The organism is Mycobacterium attenuatum, assembly GCF_900566085.1.
In the GTDB taxonomy this organism is placed as follows: domain Bacteria; phylum Actinomycetota; class Actinomycetes; order Mycobacteriales; family Mycobacteriaceae; genus Mycobacterium; species Mycobacterium attenuatum.
Map to the genome: position 1 here is coordinate 23,100 of NZ_UPHT01000089.1, position 17,583 is coordinate 40,682.

Annotated in this window: 17 protein-coding genes; 7 read left to right on the forward strand and 10 right to left on the reverse strand. The window is 66.5% G+C overall.

Annotated elements, in window-relative coordinates:
* Positions 1 to 87 precede the first annotated feature (87 nt).
* Entirely contained in the window at positions 88 to 1,299 is a 1,212-nt protein-coding gene (locus tag EET13_RS14945) for a serine hydrolase domain-containing protein (RefSeq protein WP_244603916.1), read from the forward strand.
* A gap of 86 nt (positions 1,300 to 1,385) precedes the next feature.
* Positions 1,386 to 2,657 (forward strand): esterase/beta-lactamase LipL, encoded by a 1,272-nt coding sequence (lipL, locus tag EET13_RS14950; protein WP_122443024.1) that lies wholly within the window; start codon positions 1,386 to 1,388, stop codon positions 2,655 to 2,657.
* 7 nt (positions 2,658 to 2,664) lie between these two features.
* On the opposite strand, the gene EET13_RS14955 is transcribed toward lipL, so the two are convergent.
* The 5 genes from EET13_RS14955 to EET13_RS14975 form a co-directional block, all read right to left on the reverse strand.
* A complete protein-coding gene (locus EET13_RS14955; RefSeq protein ID WP_122443025.1) occupies positions 2,665 to 4,968 on the reverse strand; it encodes a hypothetical protein in 2,304 nt (767 codons plus the stop codon).
* A 3-nt stretch (positions 4,969 to 4,971) separates the two neighbouring features.
* Positions 4,972 to 5,331 (reverse strand): hypothetical protein, encoded by a 360-nt coding sequence (locus tag EET13_RS14960; RefSeq protein WP_122443026.1) that lies wholly within the window; start codon positions 5,329 to 5,331, stop codon positions 4,972 to 4,974.
* Positions 5,332 to 5,454: 123 nt separating this feature from the next.
* Positions 5,455 to 6,369, reverse strand: a complete 915-nt coding sequence (locus EET13_RS14965; protein ID WP_122443027.1) for an aminoglycoside phosphotransferase family protein — start codon at positions 6,367 to 6,369, stop codon at positions 5,455 to 5,457.
* The gene (locus tag EET13_RS14970; RefSeq protein ID WP_122443028.1) at positions 6,359 to 7,768 is read right to left on the reverse strand and encodes a TIGR00366 family protein; all 1,410 of its coding nucleotides are present in this window, start codon (positions 7,766 to 7,768) and stop codon (positions 6,359 to 6,361) included. The genes EET13_RS14965 and EET13_RS14970 overlap by 11 nt, the downstream gene beginning before the upstream one ends.
* A 46-nt stretch (positions 7,769 to 7,814) precedes the next feature.
* The gene (locus tag EET13_RS14975) at positions 7,815 to 8,198 is read right to left on the reverse strand and encodes a hypothetical protein (RefSeq protein ID WP_122443029.1); all 384 of its coding nucleotides are present in this window, start codon (positions 8,196 to 8,198) and stop codon (positions 7,815 to 7,817) included.
* Between the two features lie 153 nt (positions 8,199 to 8,351).
* Here EET13_RS14975 and EET13_RS14980 point away from each other — a divergent pair, with 153 nt between their 5' ends.
* The 3 genes from EET13_RS14980 to EET13_RS14990 all read left to right on the forward strand — a co-directional run bounded on the left by EET13_RS14980 (position 8,352) and on the right by EET13_RS14990 (position 13,496).
* Positions 8,352 to 10,220 carry a fatty acyl-AMP ligase gene (locus EET13_RS14980; protein ID WP_122443030.1) on the forward strand — a complete coding sequence of 623 codons (1,869 nt, stop codon included), beginning with the start codon at positions 8,352 to 8,354 and terminating at the stop codon, positions 10,218 to 10,220.
* A 227-nt stretch (positions 10,221 to 10,447) separates the two neighbouring features.
* The gene (locus tag EET13_RS14985) at positions 10,448 to 12,775 is read left to right on the forward strand and encodes an arylsulfatase (protein ID WP_122443031.1); all 2,328 of its coding nucleotides are present in this window, start codon (positions 10,448 to 10,450) and stop codon (positions 12,773 to 12,775) included.
* Positions 12,776 to 12,818: 43 nt separating this feature from the next.
* Entirely contained in the window at positions 12,819 to 13,496 is a 678-nt protein-coding gene (locus tag EET13_RS14990) for a GAP family protein (protein WP_122443051.1), read from the forward strand.
* Here EET13_RS14990 and EET13_RS31510 read toward each other — a convergent pair.
* The 3 genes from EET13_RS31510 to EET13_RS15000 form a co-directional block, all read right to left on the reverse strand.
* Positions 13,493 to 13,810, reverse strand: coding sequence for a hypothetical protein (locus EET13_RS31510; RefSeq protein WP_244603917.1), 318 nt, complete (start codon positions 13,808 to 13,810; stop codon positions 13,493 to 13,495). The genes EET13_RS14990 and EET13_RS31510 overlap by 4 nt on opposite strands.
* The gene (locus EET13_RS31515) at positions 13,807 to 14,343 is read right to left on the reverse strand and encodes a bile acid:sodium symporter family protein (RefSeq protein WP_244603920.1); all 537 of its coding nucleotides are present in this window, start codon (positions 14,341 to 14,343) and stop codon (positions 13,807 to 13,809) included. Before EET13_RS31515 ends, EET13_RS31510 begins: the two co-directional genes overlap by 4 nt.
* Positions 14,344 to 14,518: 175 nt before the next feature.
* Entirely contained in the window at positions 14,519 to 15,022 is a 504-nt protein-coding gene (locus EET13_RS15000) for a hypothetical protein (protein ID WP_244603918.1), read from the reverse strand.
* A gap of 123 nt (positions 15,023 to 15,145) precedes the next feature.
* Here EET13_RS15000 and EET13_RS15005 point away from each other — a divergent pair, with 123 nt between their 5' ends.
* On the forward strand, positions 15,146 to 15,514 hold the full coding sequence (locus tag EET13_RS15005) for a SpoIIAA family protein (protein WP_122443032.1): 369 nt from the start codon (positions 15,146 to 15,148) through the stop codon (positions 15,512 to 15,514).
* Positions 15,515 to 15,609: 95 nt separating this feature from the next.
* Complete coding sequence (locus EET13_RS15010) at positions 15,610 to 16,395, forward strand: YqjF family protein (RefSeq protein WP_122443033.1); 786 nt, start codon at positions 15,610 to 15,612, stop codon at positions 16,393 to 16,395.
* Positions 16,396 to 16,397: 2 nt separating this feature from the next.
* On the opposite strand, the gene EET13_RS15015 is transcribed toward EET13_RS15010, so the two are convergent.
* Both EET13_RS15015 and EET13_RS15020 read right to left on the reverse strand, forming a co-directional pair.
* Positions 16,398 to 16,823, reverse strand: a complete 426-nt coding sequence (locus EET13_RS15015) for a hypothetical protein (protein WP_136623165.1) — start codon at positions 16,821 to 16,823, stop codon at positions 16,398 to 16,400.
* Positions 16,804 to 17,571, reverse strand: a complete 768-nt coding sequence (locus EET13_RS15020; RefSeq protein WP_122443035.1) for an SDR family oxidoreductase — start codon at positions 17,569 to 17,571, stop codon at positions 16,804 to 16,806. Before EET13_RS15020 ends, EET13_RS15015 begins: the two co-directional genes overlap by 20 nt.
* Positions 17,572 to 17,583: the final 12 nt, after the last annotated feature.

Sequence of the window (17,583 nt, forward strand, 5' to 3'; positions counted from 1 at the left end):
TATAGCGCCACCGCGGCCCGGCGAACAACGGATTCCATCCGATGACGGGGTCCGAGCGGGCGGGTCGGTGATGACGACGAAGGGGATATGGCGACCGTGTTGCGCGCGATGAACGCTCAGGCTGAGGTGTCGCTGTCTCCTTCCGCGACCGCGATTCCGGCCAGGCCCGGCCCCACCCGGGCGGCTCGCGTCGGAAAGCGCCACCGGTGGGGGCCGGCGTTGGCGGTGGCCTTGCTGCTCGGTGGGTGCGCTGGCCAGCAGCCTTCCGTCAACTCCATGATCACCACCTCGGCGACCACCACCGCCAACTCCGGCGCCAAGGTCCGCAGCCAGGCCGTGTTGGACGGCGCCGTCAACGCCGAGGAACCGGGTTGCTCGGCCGCGGTGGGCGTGGAAGGGCAGGTGGTCTGGACCGGAGTTCGGGGTATCGCGGATGTGGCGACTGGCACCAAGATCACCGCCGACACCGTGTTCGACATCGCGTCGGTGTCCAAGCAGTTCACCGCGACCGCGATCCTGCTGCTGGTCAACGCGGGACGGCTGGCCCTCGGCGACCCGCTGGTCCAGTACGTTCCCGACCTGCCGGACTGGGCCGCCACAGTGACCGTGACCGAACTGATGCATCAGACCAGCGGCATCCCCGACTACGTCGGACTGCTCGAACAACAGGGCTATCAATCGACCGACCGGACCACCCAGGCTCAAGCGCTGCAAGCGTTGGCGGCGGCGCCGGAGCTGGGTTTCAAGCCGGGCGCGCACTTCGAATACTCCAACTCCAACTACTTGCTGCTCGGTGAAATAGTCCGGCGGGTGTCGGACAAACCGCTGCCGGAATTTTTGCGCACCGAGGTCTTCCAACCGCTCGGACTGGCCATGGTGGTCGATCCGGTCGGCAAGATTGCCGACAAGGCCGTGTCGTATGACAAGGGCGACAACGGTTCCCAATTCCGGGTGCTGGACTCGCCGTGGGAACAGATCGGCGACGGCGCCATCCAGACCACGCCCAGTCAACTGGTGCGCTGGGCAGACAACTACCGAACCGGCACCGTGGGTGGCCCCAAACTGCTCGACGAGCAGCTGGCCGGGGCGGTGGAAACCGAGCCCGGCGGCGGTGACCGCTACGGCGCAGGCATTTTCTCGCGCGCCGACGGCACGCTCGAACACAGCGGCAGTTGGGCGGGATTCGTCACCGAGTTCCGCGTCAGCAGCGACCGGCGAACCTCGGTGGCCGTCAGCTGCAACACCGAAAAGCAGGACCCGGCACCTCTGGCCGAAGCCCTGGGGCGTCTCTGGATGTAGCGCACGACCGCGCCCAGCGGTCACGATTTCAACCCAAATTGTGATTCCCATGCGCCGGATATCCGCTAGGCATAATTATTCACGTTATGGCGAAACCGTCCGTCCTGACCACTGACAATGGCCTGCCGTCCGGCGTCAAAGGTGCCTGCGATTCCCGCTTCGCCGGCCTCATCCGGGCGTTCAATGCGCTGTTTCCCGGCCGCATGTTCGGTGGCGGGGCGCTTGCGGTCTACATCGACGGTGTGCAGGTTGTCGACGTCTGGACGGGTTGGTCGGACCGGCGCGGCAAAGTGCCCTGGACGGCCGATACCGGAGCGATGGTGTTTTCGGCGACCAAGGGATTGGCCGCGACGGTAATCCATCGCCTGGTCGACCGCGGGCTGCTGTCCTACGACGTGCCGGTCGCCGAATACTGGCCGGAATTCGGGGCGAACGGCAAGTCCGAAGTCACGGTCAGCGACGTGCTGCGGCATCGGGCCGGGTTGTCACACCTCAAAGGGGTGGGCAAGAAGGAAGTGCTGGACCACTTCCTGATGGAGGAGAAGCTGGCCGCGGCGCCGCTGGACCACACCCACAAAAAGATGGCGTATCACGCGGTGACCTACGGATGGCTGCTGTCCGGTCTGGCCCGGGCGGTGACCGGCAAGGGCATGCGGGAGCTGTTCCGCGAAGAGCTCGCGCTCCCGCTCGACATCGACGGTCTGCATCTGGGCCGTCCGCCGGCCGATTCGCCCACCGCGGCGGCGCAGACGCTGTTACCGCAGGCGAATATCCCCACGCCGGTGCTCGACTTCGTTGCGCCGAAGGTCGCCGGGCTGTCGTTTTCCGGGTTGCTCGGTTCGATCTACTTCCCGGGGATCATGTCGATGCTGCAGGGCGATATGCCGTTTCTCGACGGCGAGCTTCCGGCGGTCAATGGCGTGGTCACCGCGCGTGGGCTGGCCAAGGTGTACGGGGCGATCGCCAACGACGGCGTCATTGACGGGACCCGACTGCTGTCCTCCGAGTTGGTCAGCCAACTGCGCGGAAAGCCCAATCTGACCCCGGATCTGAACCTGGGGATTCCGTTCAGCTATCACCACGGCTTTCAATCGTCGCCCGTGCCGGGGTTACTGCCGGGATACGGCCACATCGGTCTGGGCGGAACGCTTGGCTGGGCCGACCCGGACACCGGCAGCTCCTTCGGCTACGTGCACAACCGCCTGTTGACGCTGCTGCTGTTCGATGTCGGATCGTTCGCCGGGCTGGCACCGCTGCTGAGCAGCGCCATCTCGGCCGCACGACGCGCCGGACCGCTCGAGGTTCCCCATTTGGGTGCGCCCTACCGGGGCGCCGACGAGCAGGAGCCCGCGTCGTAGCGGCTGGTCAGCCGATGACCGGGTGCGAGGCCGCGACCTCGACGACGCCGAAGTTCGTCGCCCAGGCCGTGCGGTAGTCGCTCCATGCCGGCGTCAGGCGGCCGCGGCTGACGCATCGCGGCTCGTAGTGCACACACCGCTCGGCCGAGGCCACGTGCGCGCCGTCGTCGACGACGGTGACCGACAGCAGCATCTCGACAGGCTTGGCGGCTTGAACGGTCAGCAACAGGCTGGTCCCGGTGATCCGGTAGTGCGCCATCGCTGCGCCGCCCAGGTCCACTTGACCGCTGGCCGCCCCCAGCGCGGTACCGTCGAGTTGCCACTTCGCCTGCGGTCCCGGGCCGAAACCGGTTGCGACAGCGTCGAATCGGCCTTGGGGACGCATCGGCCGCACCATGGTTCCGACGAAGGTACCGATGCGCCGATCAATGAGAGGTAACGCGCGAATGGCGTCGTTCACGGTGTCGGCGCCCTTGAGCGCCGGGGGAGCGGCGGCCACGGCATCAAGCGCCGCACGCAACTGGTTGCAGGGATCGCCGTGCGTCCCGACTGCGCTGACACGCAATGCCGGTGAGGGCGCGAAAACCGCCGCGCCCGGCTTGGCGACCTGTCCGAAGGTGCCGAAAACGCTTGGCGGACAGGTGAAACCGCCGATAATCTGAACCGAGGCGAGCGCCTTCTCCCAGGTGATGTAGCGGAACCGGATGTGGTCGACGGTGACGTCGACGGCCTGCACGGCCGCCCACCTGCCTTCGTTGGTGCGCACGCCATAGATGCGCAGCGATTCCCTGAACGGGTCGCCGAACAGCAGCCCGAAGGGGTCGATGGTCGCCAGGTCGGCCAGGGGTATCGGGTTGGGAGCGTCGTAGGCGTAGCCGTACACGGCCGCGCGGTAAAGGCCGTCGAAGTCACGCAGGCCGGTTCGCGCCCAGCGGGCACCGCACACCGCCCGTACCGACCGGTCGAACGCACCGCCGAGCACGGTGAGGTCACCGCTGGGCATGTCGCGTGCGCCCACCCGGCCGCTGTCGAGGTCGAACGCCGAACCGTTGGCCACGACGACGGTGCCGGCGGCGCGCACCGGGGCGGTGTCGAGGGGCCGGACGCGGCAGCCGATCTGCACGTCGTCGATGCGCGCGTCGCTGAAGACGATGTTGAAGCCCACTGCGGGGATGTCGACCGGGACCAGCAGCTGGTTCAGCGCGTCGGTGATGTGTGCGGCGACGCTGTTGATGGTGCCCTCGATCACCTCTTCGGCGATGTACATGATCAGCGGGACCAGCACCGCGCCGACGATCACATAGATCACGGAGGGGAGCAGCGCCCCGAGCAGAGCGCCGATCACCGCGCCCGCCACCCAGCAGTACCAGGGGATGTCGACGTCGACGTTGGGATCGTCGGCCTGGACCTGCACGACGAGCTGGCCGCCGGCGACGGCGATGGTGATCTTCGCCCCGACGCTGCCGGTGGCCGAATAGCAGAAGCCCGACTTGGTGATCTTGACCTGAACGTGCAAGGCACCGTCGTCACCGGCGGTGATCGACAGCCCGGTCAGATCCACCTTCTTGTCCTCGTCGATGCGCACGGTGCGGGTCAGCGTGCAGTCGGTGAATGCGCCGCCAAGGTTCAGCGCGCTGTCGATCATCGGGCTGATCACCCGGCAGATCCAGCCCATCGACGCGACGATTCCCCCGTTGCCGCCCCCGGTGATGAAGCTGTGGGTGAACGCCGCCTTGTCGCCGGGGCTGCCGCCGCCGAACGTGACCAGGAACGCCGACGCGTCTTTGTCCGCGGGTGAGGTGTCGTCGACGATGTGCACGTCGGCGTTCTTCATTGCGGTCGTGGTGCTGGTGGCGTGGTCGACGGGGAACGGCACCAGCGGGATCAGTTTGACGTTGTTGCGCAGGAAGGCGGCGAACAGTCCGTCGAGGCCGGGGATCGGGAACCCCGCCACGGCGATCTCGGTCAGCCATAGCTTCTGGTCGAGATCGATTCGCACCAGGTCGATTCCGTTGGTACTGGTGTCCACGTCGACGCTGGCGACGATGCGCAGCGCCCCGAGGGTGCCGGCGTCGCCGAGCAGCACGTGGATGTCGACAACGTCGGTCGCGGCGGGCGGCAGACCGCCCGGCCGGTCGAAGGAGACCGTTACCGAAAAGGGCGTGGCCGGATCGAGATGGATGCCGAGGCCCCCCAGGATGGTGCCCAGCAGAAAGCCGCCGGTGTCGAAGACGACGCTGAGTAGCTGTTGATAGGCCTGTTCGGCGAATTCGACGACGAGGTCGTAGCCGTGCGTCTGTTCCCCCGACATCTCTTATCCCACCTTCGGCGAGCCGGTGAATCGGATATTGACCTTGGCTGTGATCACCTGTCCGTTCGGCAACCGGAATGCTCGTGGCCGGTGCAGGTCGGGGGCGTCGCCGGTCAGCGGTGCCGCCTTGAGCCGCTGTTTGATGATCGGCGGGACGTCGATCATCAAAGCCGCCAGGGTGGCCAGCGGGTCGGTGGCGAACTGCCGGGCGACCTCCGGTTTGGCCAGCGCCGCAAGGATTGTGCGCTCGAACTTGTGCAGCTGCTCGAACTCGGCGCGCAGCCGCGGGCCGAGTCGGTCGATTACCTGACCGAGCCCACGGCTATCGGGGCGGCTCGGTTGGGGCGGCTCGTTGGATGTCATCTTTTCAGGCCTATGCCAGCAGGCGGCGTTTGGCAAGAGGTAGCCGTCAAAGCTGTTGGCACCCAAGGGCAGCTTCGGGAAGCTGCGGTGGGCGGATCGTGCGGCCGTGCGATACCGACGGCGTTATCGCTCGCCGGCATGGTCGGCAATGACACGGTCGGCGGTGGCTCGGGAAACCGCGGCGGCGTGCCGGTCGCCGGCTTCGAGGTGGCCGCGCAAACTCACCAGGGCCTTCCACAGCGCCCAACCACGGCCGCGTGCCCAGGTTGCGGCGTCGAGGTCCAGTACCTTGCGAAATGCGGCTCTGCTGCCGACGTCGAGGTGGGTCCACGCCAGGACGGTGTCACACGCGGGATCGCCGACACCGCAGAGCCCGAAGTCGATGACCGCGGTGAGGCGTCCGCGCTGTGTCAGCAGGTTGTCGACGGCAACGTCGCCGTGAAACCAGCACGGTTCGCCGGTCCAGACGCTGCCGGCGGCGGCGGCCCACACCGCTTGTGCGCCGGCGACGTCGATTTCACCGCCGAGCTCGTCGATGGCTGCGCAGGTTTCCTCCGCGTACACCGATATAGGTGCGCCGCGAAAGAAGTTGTGCGGCCCCGGTTCTGGGCCGTCGCCGATGTCGATTCGGCGCAGCGCGCGCAGGAAGCGGGCCAGCGGGCGCACGACCGGACCCCAGTCGTTGATCGCCTCGGCCGCGGGCGTGCCGTCGAGCCAGCGGTATACCGACCAGTGATGGGAATAATGAAATGCGGGCCGGCCCATCGCGACGGGTTGCGGTATGGGCAGCGGCAGCTGAGGTGCCAGCCGGGGCAGCCAATGCTGTTCTTTGGCAACCTGATACGCGTACAAGTCCCCGGCGGGCAACCGGATCGACAACTCGTCGCCCAGCCGGTAGGTGCGATTGTCGACACCGTGTCGGCTCACCGGAGTGATGGCCAGTGCCGACCACTGCGGGAACTGGCTATCGACGAGACGGCGCGCCAACTCCGCGGTGACATCCCGCGGCGAGCACCCGGCGGCGACGTCACAGCACATGGGGCGCCACCAGGAGCGCAGCGCTGAAAACCGCCGAACCGACCAGGAAGGCCACGACGGTAAAGCCCATCACCTGACGGACATTGAGCTTGGCGATGGCCAGCAGCGGCAGCAGCCAAAACGGCTGGATCATGTTCGCGACCGCTTCGCCGACGGCGACAGACATCGAGATCAGCCCGAGGTAGGCCGGTGAGGGCTGAGCGATGGCAAGTGCCGAGTCGACCGCGACGGGCCCCTGCACAGCCCAGTGCCCGCCGCCCGACGGTACGAACAGTGAGATGACGATCGACCCGATGAAGGTCAACAACGGCAGGGTGGACTGGCTGGCGCCGGTCACCAGCGCCGCCGCGAGCACCGTCTGCAGCGGCTTGCCCGATCCAGCGGGGACATAACCCAGTAGACCGACGATCCCGCCGTACAGCGGGTACTGCAGCAGCAGCGGGCCAGACACCCTCGCCGCAGCGGAAAACGCGCGGATGAACCGAATGGGTGTGCGGTGTAGCAACGCACTGGTGACCGTGAACAGCATGACGGTCGACGAGATGTTCAGCGCAAAGCCGCTCAGCCAGAAGTAACTGAGCCCGGCGGCGAAGACACCGACGTTGAGGATCCACAGGTTTTCCAGCCACTGGGCAAATGTCCGCTTACCCGCGGGCGGGGCCACGACGGGCTCTTCGTCCTCGAAAACGGCCGGGTCGGGCTCGAGAGGCTGCGCCGGCTCCATCCGCCGGATCGCGAGCGCGAGCAGCACCAGTACCACGATCACGGCGACCCAGCTGTAGGGCTGGAAAATCGTCAGATTCAGCGGTACCACCGTTCCGGTCAGCTTGTGTATCACGTTGATCGGACTGGCGGCATCGGTGTTGGCCAGCGCAATCGACGACGACAGCCCCTGAGTCCAGACGATGAAACCCATGAACGCCGCGGCGACCAGATAACCGAAATGGGCGCCCGCAAGCCGTTTGGCGGCCTGACGGGCGACCAGCGCCCCCGAGACCAGACCGAGCCCCCAGTTCAGCAACGAAAAGGCCGCGCTCACAACGAAACACAGCAGTGCTGCCTGGACCTGGTTCGTCGGCTTGCTCGCCACCGCGATGATGGCCCGCTTCAGAACCGGCGCCTCGGCCAGCGTGTAACCCGTCACCAGGACCAGCACCATCTGGAAGGCGAAGGTGAAGATGTTCTGCGAGCCCCACACGCCGCCGTACCACGCCTTGAGCGCGCCGGCCGGCGTCGCGCCGTCGACCAGCAGGCCGACCAGTACGGCTACCACGACGGTGAGGATCACCGCGAACAAATACGGATCCGGCATGAGGCGTTCGACATACCGGACGCACAGCGCGGTGAGCGGCTGCATCGCGCCGCGTCGCCTACCTTGCCCGTCCTGTTCGGTCGTCACGGGGTCACCCTTGCCTGGACCTTGCCGCGGCCCTGCCCAGACCTGCCTAACCCAGCTCGTCGACCACCAGCCACACCAGTGCGGCGGCGATCAGCAGTAATCCGACTATGACGGCTGCCTGCACCACCGCTGACTGGCGGTGCAACCACACCCGCGCCTGCGTGAAACGCCAATCGGTCCACGCATACGCGCGCGCGGCCCACTCGGCTTCGACCGCCAGCAACCGAAATGCGACCAGCAGAGCCGGGATACCCAGCTCGGGAAGCAGCACGATGAGCGGAATGGCGGCGACCAGTAACGCGCCGGCGAGCACCGCCTGCGACGCGCGCACCACCATCGGCCGGCTCCGGCCGCGCTCGCGATATGCCAGGACCCGGCTCAGCGATTCGTCGCGGGTGACAAGCTGGACGCGCTGGTCGACTGGGTCCATGAATGCTCCTGGCTGACGCGATCGGCGGGCGGGTTTGGCACGGACTTTAGTGGACCGGTTGCCGGCGGCGGGTTCGATCGGGGCACCCGAGAGGTGACCGAGGCCACCCGGTCGTTGCCCGGCGGTCCGGGCAGCGGTGCTTAGACTGCGCGTATGAATGACGGTTTCTGGCGGGGCTCCCCGGCTCCAAAAGGCCTGCTGGAGATCGAGGACTGCCTGGCTGCAGACGGCAGCATCGCGTTACCGCCCGGCACCACCCTGATCTCGCTGATTCAACGCAATATCGCCAATGTCGGCGACTCGACCGCGTATCGCTATCTGGACTACACCCGCTCCGCCGAGGGGCAAGCCCGTGAAGTGACCTGGGCGCAGCTCGGGGTGCGCTTGGCGGCCATCGCCGCGCACGTGCAACAGCTCGCCGGCGACGGTGACCGGGTGGCCATCCTGGCGCCTCAGGGCATCGACTACGTTGCCGGTTTCTATGCGGCGATCAAGGCCGGCACCATTGCGGTGCCGCTGTTTGCCCCGGAATTGCCCGGTCACGCCGAACGTCTCGATACCGCACTGCGCGACTCCGAGCCCACGGTCGTCCTGACGACCACGGCCGCCAGCGCCGCCGTGGAGGGCTTTCTGGCCACCCATCCGCACCTGCGAAAGCCGCGCGTGCTCACCATCGATCGCATACCGGATTCGGCCGGGGAGCAGTTCAGTCCGGTCGAGCTGGACATGGACGCCGTGTCCCACCTGCAATACACCTCGGGTTCGACGCGACCGCCGGTCGGCATCGAGATCACCCACCGCGCCGTCGGCACCAATCTGGTGCAGATGATCCTGTCGATCGACCTGCTCAACCGCAACACGCACGGCGTCAGCTGGTTGCCGCTCTACCACGACATGGGGCTGTCCATGATCGGCTTCCCGGCGGTGTACGGCGGGCACTCCACCCTGATGTCACCGACCGCGTTTGTCCGGCGGCCGCAGCGGTGGATCCAGGCGCTGGCCGCGGGGTCGCGGACCGGCCGGGTGGTCACGGCGGCGCCAAACTTCGCCTACGAGTGGACCGCTCAGCGTGGTCTGCCCGCCGAGGGCGACGACATCGACCTGCGCAACGTCGTGCTGATCATCGGATCCGAGCCGGTCAGCATCGAGGCGATCACGACATTCAACAAGGCGTTCGCGCCCTACGGGCTACCCCGGACGGCGTTCAAGCCCTCCTACGGCATCGCCGAGGCGACACTGCTCGTTGCGACCATCGACCACGCCGCCGAAACGACGCCGATCTACCTCGACCGGCAACAACTGGGCACCGGCCGGGCGGTGCGCGTCGCGGCGGATCATCCCAACGCCGTCGTGCAGGTGTCGTGCGGTCACGTCGCGCGCAGCCTGTGGGCCGTGGTCGTCGACACCAGTTCCGGCGCCGAACTGCCCGACGGTCACGTCGGCGAGATTTGGCTGCAGGGCGACAACGTCGGCCGCGGCTACTGGGGGCGGCCGGACGAAACGCGCCACACCTTCGGCGCCAGGCTGCAATCGCAGCTCAGCGGACACAGCCGCGCCAACGGCGCTGCCCTCGACGGCGATTGGCTGCGAACCGGCGACCTGGGCGTCTACCTCGACGGCGAGCTGTACGTCACCGGGCGAATCGCCGACCTGATCACCATCGACGGCCACGACCACTACCCGCAGGACATCGAGGCCACCGTCGCGGCGGCATCACCTATCGTCCGGCGCGGATATGTCACGGCTTTCGCGGCACCGGCCAACGAGCTGCCCGGTTTTGAGGATCCGGCCGACACCAGCCCACGGCTGGTGATCATCGCCGAACGTGCTGCCGGGACCAGCCACGCCGACCCGCAGCCGGCGATCGGGGCGATCCGGGCCGCGGTTGCCGAACGCCATGGGCTGACGGCCGCCGACGTGCGTTTCCTGCCCGCCGGAGCCATTCCGCGCACGACCAGCGGCAAGTTGGCCCGCCGGGCCTGCCGCGCCCAATACCTCAGCGGGACGTTGGGAGCGCGCTAACGCCCCAGCGTCGGTAAGTGACACTTCGGATCGCGTAACACCTTGGCATTCAGCATGATTGAGCAGCACAACGTCGCCGGCGCGCGCCATCCGGACCCCCGGGCCCGTTACCCATGTGCCCTGCGCCCGCAGCCGCGAACCTCAAGCCACTACGGTGTAGTGGCCCGGTGTACGGCACCGGGCGGACCAGAAATCGAGCAGGCTCCAACCCGACCAGCGGAGGCACAGTGGTTGACCTACCACGCGGCAGCGAACCATTCACCGGCGTCATCAACCCGACGGTGACCGGGTCCACCCCGATCAAGCCGACGATCACGTATCCACCCGCGGGTGCTCCCAATGTCGTGGTGGTATTGCTCGATGACGTCGGGTTCGGCGCCGCGTCCACTTTCGGCGGGCCGGTCCCCACACCCACTCTCGAACGCATTGCCGGAGCGGGCTTGCGCTACAACCAATTCCACACCACCGCGCTGTGCTCCCCGACTCGCGCGGCGCTGCTGACCGGACGCAACCACCACAGTGCGCACATGGGCACCATCTGCGAGATCGCCTACGGTTTCCCCGGTTACGACAGCGTGCTGCCGCAGAGCACCGCGACCATCGCGCAGGTGCTGCAGATGAACGGCTACAGCACCGCGCTGATCGGCAAGGCGCACTTCACCCCCACGTGGGAGATCGGCCCCGCCGGCCCGTTCGACCGGTGGCCCACCGGCCTGGGATTCGAACGCTTCTACGGCTTTCTGGGCGGCGACACGTCGCAGTATGAACCGGCACTCTACGACCAGACCACGCCCGTGGAGCCGTATCTGGGGCGCGACGACTATCACCTCACCGAGGACCTGGCCGACAAGGCGATCGAGTGGGTGCGCCGGCAGAAGACGTCCGCACCCGACAAACCGTTCTTCCTCTATTTCGCGCCCGGGGCGACACACAGCCCGCACCACGTGTGGCCGGAGTGGTCGGACCGGTTCGCCGGCCAGTTCGACGACGGCTGGGATGCGTTGCGCGAAAAGACATACGCCCGTCAGATCGAGCTGGGGACCATCCCGCCCGGCACCAGGCTGACACCGCGGCCCGAGCAGATCCCCGCCTGGGCGGACTACGACGACCGGTACAAGCCGGTCGCGCGGCGCCTCATGGAGGTCTACGCCGGGTTCTTGGCCCACACCGACGCGCAGATCGGACGGGTGGTCGAGGCCATCGACGAGTTGGGGCAATGGGACGACACCCTGTTCATCTATATCTGCGGTGACAACGGCGCGTCGGCCGAGGGAACTCTGCACGGTGCCTGGAGTTCGCCGGCGTTTCAAAACGGGCTGCCCGAAGACCCCGAATGGCTCCTTGACCACCTGGCCGACTTCGGCACGGCGCGTTGTGAGAACCACTACAACGTCGGCTGGGCCTGGGCGCTCGACGCGCCGTTCCAGTGGATGAAGCAGGTGGCATCGCATTTCGGCGGCACCCGCAACGGAATGGCCGTCTCCTGGCCGCGCGGTATCACCGGCGCGGGGGAGCAGCGCAGCCAGTTTCACCACGTCATCGACATTGTCCCCACCATCCTGGAGGTCGCCGGCATCGAGATGCCCGAGCACGTCAACGGCATCGAGCAGAAGCCGATCGAGGGTGTGAGCATGCGGTACTCGTTCGACGACGCCACCGCCGAAAGCCGGCGCACCACGCAGTATTTCGAGATCTTCGGCAATCGCGCCGTCTACCACGAAGGCTGGATGGCCTGCTGCTTCCATGGCCGGCTGCCCTGGATCCGTGCCCAGCGCAATATCCCGTTCGGCGATGAAGAGCGCTGGGAGCTCTACCACATTGCCGAGGACTTCAGCCAGGGTGTCGACCTGGCCGAGCAATACCCGGATAAGCTCGCCGAGTTGCAGGCCGTATTCGATGCCGAAGCACGCAAATACGACGTGTACCCGCTCAGCGACGCCACTTTGGCGCGGGCGCTGCCCGTCAACCGGCCAACCCTGCTCGGCGGTCGCACCTCGACCACCTACTACCCGGGCCACGTGCGTATCCCCGAACCGGTCACGCTGAGCTACACCAGCACCTCGTTCACGCTCCGGGCGCAGCTGCATATCCCGTCCGGGGGAGCGCGGGGGGTGGTCATCAGCATCGGCGGGGCGATGTCCGGGTGGAGTCTCTACCTGCACGACAGCGTGCCCAGCTTCGCCTACAACTATCTCGGCCACGAGCTCACCACCGTCACCGCACCGGGTCCGCTGACCGAAGGCCAAGTGAATCTTGGGCTTTCGTTCGACTACGACGGCGGCGGACTGGGCAAGGGGGCATCGGTAACACTGCTGGTCGACGACGCCGCCGTGGCCAGCGGCCGCATCGAACGCACAGTCCCGTTCCGGTTCTCGATGAGCGGCGAAACGCTGGACGTCGGCGTCGACACCGGCTCGCCGGTTGCACCGTACGGGCACGACTTCGCGTTTACCGGGCGGATCGACCGGATCGACGCCACCGTCGACCCGCATCCCGCCGACCTCGCGGCCGCGATCGCCGAGGCGGAGATGCGCGCCGCGCTGGGCTCGCAGTAGCCGAAATGGAACTGCGACTCGCTATCCTCAGCCGGTGACCGCCATGTGGAGCAGTCTTATCCCGCTGATCCTTGGCGGCGTACTGGAACCGATCGAGATCGTCATCACGATCATGCTGCTGAGCACGCCCGCGCACCTTCGCGCGGCCGGTGCCTGGGTGGCCGGGCATATCAGCACCCGCCTGTTGCAGGGCCTGATATTCGGCACCATCCTGCACTGGGGCACCCGCGCCCGCAGCACTGACGCCACGCACGCGCACCACTGGATTGTGTCAACCATCCTGCTGGTGGTCGCCCTGCTGTTCCTCGTCACCGCGGCGCGAGAATTGTTGAGCGACGACGATCCCGAAGCGCCGCCGCCGAAGTGGATGACGATGCTGATGTCGGCGACGCCCGCCAAGGCATTCTTCATCGGCGCGGGTGTCATCACGGTTTCGGTCAAGACCTGGGTGTTCACTCTGGCCGCGATCAGCGTGATCGGCAATGCGGGACTGCCGCGCGCCGCCAATATCGCTTCCTACATCGCGTTCGTGCTGCTGGCCATGAGCGCCAACCTGCTCATCGTCGCCATGGCCGCGCTGTTCCCTACCCAGTCACGCACCCTGTTGGACCGGATCCTGAGCTGGCTTCAGGACAACAACCGGCCCATCATGGTCGTCGTGGGCACGGTTTTCGGATTCTGGTTCGGGTGGAAAGCCTTGCACGGCTTGGGAATTCTCTAACCGGGCGAGGCAGCTTCATGTCGCCGCACCCAACGGATGTAGACGATGCCGACCCCGGCAGTGATCAGGCCGTACAGCGCGACCGCCCCGTGCTCGTCGGTGTCGGGAAAGTTCGCCGACGCGATGGCCAACGCGGTCGCCGGGTGGCGGCAGCTGCTCGCGAAAGCCACCACCGCCGAAAACCGGCGATCGGGCCCACCCAACAGATGCCCCGCGGCCAAGGTCGCCACGACGAATACCGCCATGGCGACAAGCGTGGATTCGCCCACCAGCTTCCACATCCGCGGCGCCACGGCGATCAACAGCACGATCATCGCCACCGGCAGTGCCCAGCGCTGTGCTTTCTCGATGGGTACGGGATGCGCTTGGCCGTCGCCGGCCAGAGTGCCCCGATCGTCATCCCTGCGATGAGCGGCGCCAACACCGACACCAGCATCAGCCTGCCTATCGCCCACGGGCTGACCACGTACTGATGCCCGAATACGTTGCCCACCAATGTCGCAGCCACGGCGAGTACGGGAACCGCAAGCACGGCCAGCACGATGACCAGGCCCAACCCGAATTGAACATGCCCGCCGGCCTTTTCCCCGCGGCGGGGCAACAAAGGCGGCAGGGGCGAGATCGCCAACGTCACCAGCGCGATGGCGACCTCCGGCCGCAGATCCATCACGTGTACCAGCAGCACCGCCCCCCCGGGGGCAACGACGAGGACCGCCAACAGCGACCGCGCCAGCAGTGCCGGGCGTTGGGTCAGGTAGCCCACGTCGCCGAAATGTGCGGTCAACCCGTAGCCCAGGATCACGACGAACAGGCTTATCTGGAAGGCGAGCTTTGCCGCTTCTGCCATGGTCACGAGGCATAGCCTGCCATGGCGCCCGGCGGCGGCGGCACCGCGTCCGAAAACGGCTGCCCGGCGCCGTCAGCTCGCAGTCGGTCCGGTACGAACGTCTTCGGCCCCAGAGGAACCGGTTACCCGACACGCGCGACGTGGAGAGCTTGCCCGCCGCATAGCTGCAGAGGCTTCAGGGGCTGCTGCCCTGGTTGATGATGAGCGGGGGCGGCGCTCCCTCATGCGGGTCGGCGTGCGTCTTGTAGAACGGCGGCAGCGTGCCCGCACCGGCCTCGACCGGCGTGACGTATTCGGCGTCGAAAGTCACCCAATACCATTGGATTCCGAGCGATGAGGAGATATCTGGATCGGAACTGCTGGCCGCGGCGATGTTGGTGACTCGTACGCACTTCACGTGCTCACGCATGATCGACGAGAACGTCGTCAGCCCGGCACCGTACATGGCACGGACCGGCCCACCGAGGTATCCCCATGCGGTGCGGTAGTCGTGGTTGTTGATTGCCGTGAAGTAGTCGACGATCACCTGCTGACCTTTGCCGGCCGCGACGGCGTCGGGTTGCCCGTTGGCGCACTCCGGATCGGCGCCGCCGCGTCCGGCCGGTGCCACCGCGACTCCGATCGACACCGCGACCGCGGCGCCAAGCGCGGCCCAGCTGCGGCACCGTGAACAAGCCATACCGGCCAACATAGGGGACTTTGGCCTCTTATCCACGAATTGGGGGAAAGGCAATCATGACGACGTCGCCAGCAAGAACTCGAGACCCGTTTGGTCACCAGACCGCCGCCTAGGAGTAACCCAATGATCGAATACGACTTGGACACCGACCATTCAATCCTGCTCGTGCGACCCAAATCCGCGCTCGACAGCGACGACTTCGACCAGCTCGCGAAGATGGTTGATCCCCATATCGAGGCGACGGGCGACCTGGCCGGGCTCATCATTGATGCTCCCGGGTTTCCCGGCTGGGACAGCTTCGGTGCGATGGTCACCCACTTCCGATTCCTCCGCGATCACCACAAGCACGTGAAAAAGGTCGCGGTGGTCACCGACTCTCATCTCGGCGATGTCGCCGAGCATCTGACCTCACACTTCGTGGCGGCAACGATTCGACACTTTCCCGCCGCACAGACCGACGAAGCGCGGAAATGGATTATCGACGGCTCCTAAACCGTCGGCTCCCGATCTGAATTGACGGCGCCGCCCCCGCTGGTGAGCTTTCGCGAATCCGTCCCACCGTTCGGCCCGCGTGCCACGATGATCGAATGACAGCCACCCCCGCGCCGTCGCCGCAAGCGCCAGACGACAATTCGGCCCTGGCGGGATACCCGGTCAACGCCCCGCCACTAAGCGGTCCGGTCACCTTCGACCAGCTCTGGACCGATCTGACCTTCGTCCATTGGCCGGTGCTGGCTCACAGCGTCGCGCCGCTATATCCACCCGGGACCCGACCCGACGTTTTCACCGATGGGATGACGGAGGGCCTCACCTATGTGGGGTTGGTCCCGTTTTTCTTGACCAGCACCAAACTTGGCACCGCACTCCCGCTGCCCTATTTCGGCAGCTTCCAGGAAACCAACATCCGGCTCTACTCCGTCGACAATGCGGGTCGCCACGGTGTTCTCTTTCGATCGCTGGAAACGACGCGGCTGGCGGTAGTGCCCGTCACCCGCGTCGGTCTCGGCGTCCCCTACACATGGGCCAGGATGCGAATGACGCGCTCCGGCAACCGGATCACGTATGACAGTGTGCGCCGCTGGCCGCAACCCGGGCTGCGTAGCCGGCTCACCGTCGACATCGGTGACGTGGTTGAACCAACGCCGCTGGAGATCTGGCTGACCGCCCGCTGGGGCGCCCATACTCGCCGGGGCGGCCGGACGTGGTGGATACCGAATGAACATGACACCTGGCCATTGCATGCCGCGGAGATCGTCGAATTGGATGACGAACTGCGCGACGGCAGCGGGGTGCGACCCGCCGGCCCACGGTTGCGTGCGCTGTATTCGCCAGGTATGCGAACGCGTTTCGGACGTCGCTGCCTCGTCGAGTGAGATTAGTAGGCCAGCACGTGGAAATGCCCTCGGGGACAGTCTCCTTCGATGCCGCTGTACGGGTCGTCGTCGAATTCCCGCCAGTTCCAATGGTCTCCGCAATACGACGCGGCGCAGTCCGGGCAATGGAAGGGCGCATAAGCGTAGCCGATGCGGTACAGGGCCGACGCGTCGCTGCCGGAGATCGCTTCGGCCACGGCGTCGACGCGGTCGGCCGAGACGGGCTGACTGGCCACGCCGAAAAAGCTCTCCACCACGACGCGGGCTTGGCCTTGCGGGCGAACCAGCGCATCCAATTGGTCCAGAGCCGCAAGGGCCGGCCGGCTGTGGTCGCCGAGCGCTTCGGCTGGTCCGCCCAGTCGCACCCGTCCGGCCATGTTGCCGCATATCGCGCAACCGAAGCAGGCCTCAGAGGCAGGTGTATCCACCGTCGATCACGATATCGGAACCCGTCATGTAGCTCGATGCCTCGCTGGCCAGGTAGAGGTAGAGGCCGGTGAGTTCGTCCGGCCGGCCCAGGCGGCCGAGCGGAATTCTTGGCTCCCACAGCCGGTGGTATTCGGCGAGGGGCTCGACGAGTTCGGTGAGAATGTAACCCGGGCTGACACTGTTGACCCGGATGTTGTGCGGCGCCAATTCCACCGCCATGGCCTTGGTCAGCTGGATGACCGCCGCCTTGGAGGTGCAGTAGTGGCTCACTTGTTGCGGAACGTTGATGATGTGGCCCGATATCGACGCGGTGGTGATGATGACTCCGCCACGCCCGTGTTCGATCATTGCCCTGGCCGCGGCCTGCGCGGTGAGGAATACGCCGGTCACATTGGTGCTCTGGATGCGGTCGAACTCCTCGATCGACATGTCGAGCACCGGCGTGATCCCGACGATCCCGGCGTTGCATACGGCGATGTCGATCCCGCCCAGCTCTTCGACGACCCGGTCCACCATGCCGGTTACCTGCTCTTGGCAAGTCACATCGCAGCAGACGGGTAACACCGTGCCGCCGGCGGCGGCGAGCTCCTCGACCACCGCCGCCAATACCTCGGAATGCCTTGCCGCAATGGCAACTTGAGCGCCGGCTTGAACGTAGGCCAAGGCCACTTTCTTGCCGATGCCGGTGGATCCTCCGATGATCAGCGCCCGCTTGCCATGCAGACCGAACAAATCCAACACGCTCATTTGTGGTCCTTT

Excerpts from the sequence above, each read along its gene's own strand:
- EET13_RS14945 (WP_244603916.1), top strand. The coding sequence starts at position 88 with ATGGCGACCGTGTTGCGCGCGATGAACGCTCAGGCTGAGGTGTCGCTG.
- EET13_RS14990 (WP_122443051.1), top strand. The coding sequence starts at position 12,819 with ATGTGGAGCAGTCTTATCCCGCTGATCCTTGGCGGCGTACTGGAACCG.
- EET13_RS15005 (WP_122443032.1), top strand. The coding sequence starts at position 15,146 with ATGATCGAATACGACTTGGACACCGACCATTCAATCCTGCTCGTGCGA.
- EET13_RS14975 (WP_122443029.1), bottom strand. The coding sequence starts at position 8,198 with ATGGACCCAGTCGACCAGCGCGTCCAGCTTGTCACCCGCGACGAATCG.
- EET13_RS15010 (WP_122443033.1), top strand. The coding sequence starts at position 15,610 with ATGACAGCCACCCCCGCGCCGTCGCCGCAAGCGCCAGACGACAATTCG.
- EET13_RS15000 (WP_244603918.1), bottom strand. The coding sequence starts at position 15,022 with ATGGCTTGTTCACGGTGCCGCAGCTGGGCCGCGCTTGGCGCCGCGGTC.
- EET13_RS14955 (WP_122443025.1), bottom strand. The coding sequence starts at position 4,968 with ATGTCGGGGGAACAGACGCACGGCTACGACCTCGTCGTCGAATTCGCC.
- EET13_RS15020 (WP_122443035.1), bottom strand. The coding sequence starts at position 17,571 with ATGAGCGTGTTGGATTTGTTCGGTCTGCATGGCAAGCGGGCGCTGATC.
- EET13_RS14965 (WP_122443027.1), bottom strand. The coding sequence starts at position 6,369 with ATGTGCTGTGACGTCGCCGCCGGGTGCTCGCCGCGGGATGTCACCGCG.
- EET13_RS14960 (WP_122443026.1), bottom strand. The coding sequence starts at position 5,331 with ATGACATCCAACGAGCCGCCCCAACCGAGCCGCCCCGATAGCCGTGGG.
- lipL (WP_122443024.1), top strand. The coding sequence starts at position 1,386 with ATGGCGAAACCGTCCGTCCTGACCACTGACAATGGCCTGCCGTCCGGC.
- EET13_RS31515 (WP_244603920.1), bottom strand. The coding sequence starts at position 14,343 with ATGGCAGAAGCGGCAAAGCTCGCCTTCCAGATAAGCCTGTTCGTCGTG.
- EET13_RS14980 (WP_122443030.1), top strand. The coding sequence starts at position 8,352 with ATGAATGACGGTTTCTGGCGGGGCTCCCCGGCTCCAAAAGGCCTGCTG.
- EET13_RS31510 (WP_244603917.1), bottom strand. The coding sequence starts at position 13,810 with ATGATCGTGCTGTTGATCGCCGTGGCGCCGCGGATGTGGAAGCTGGTG.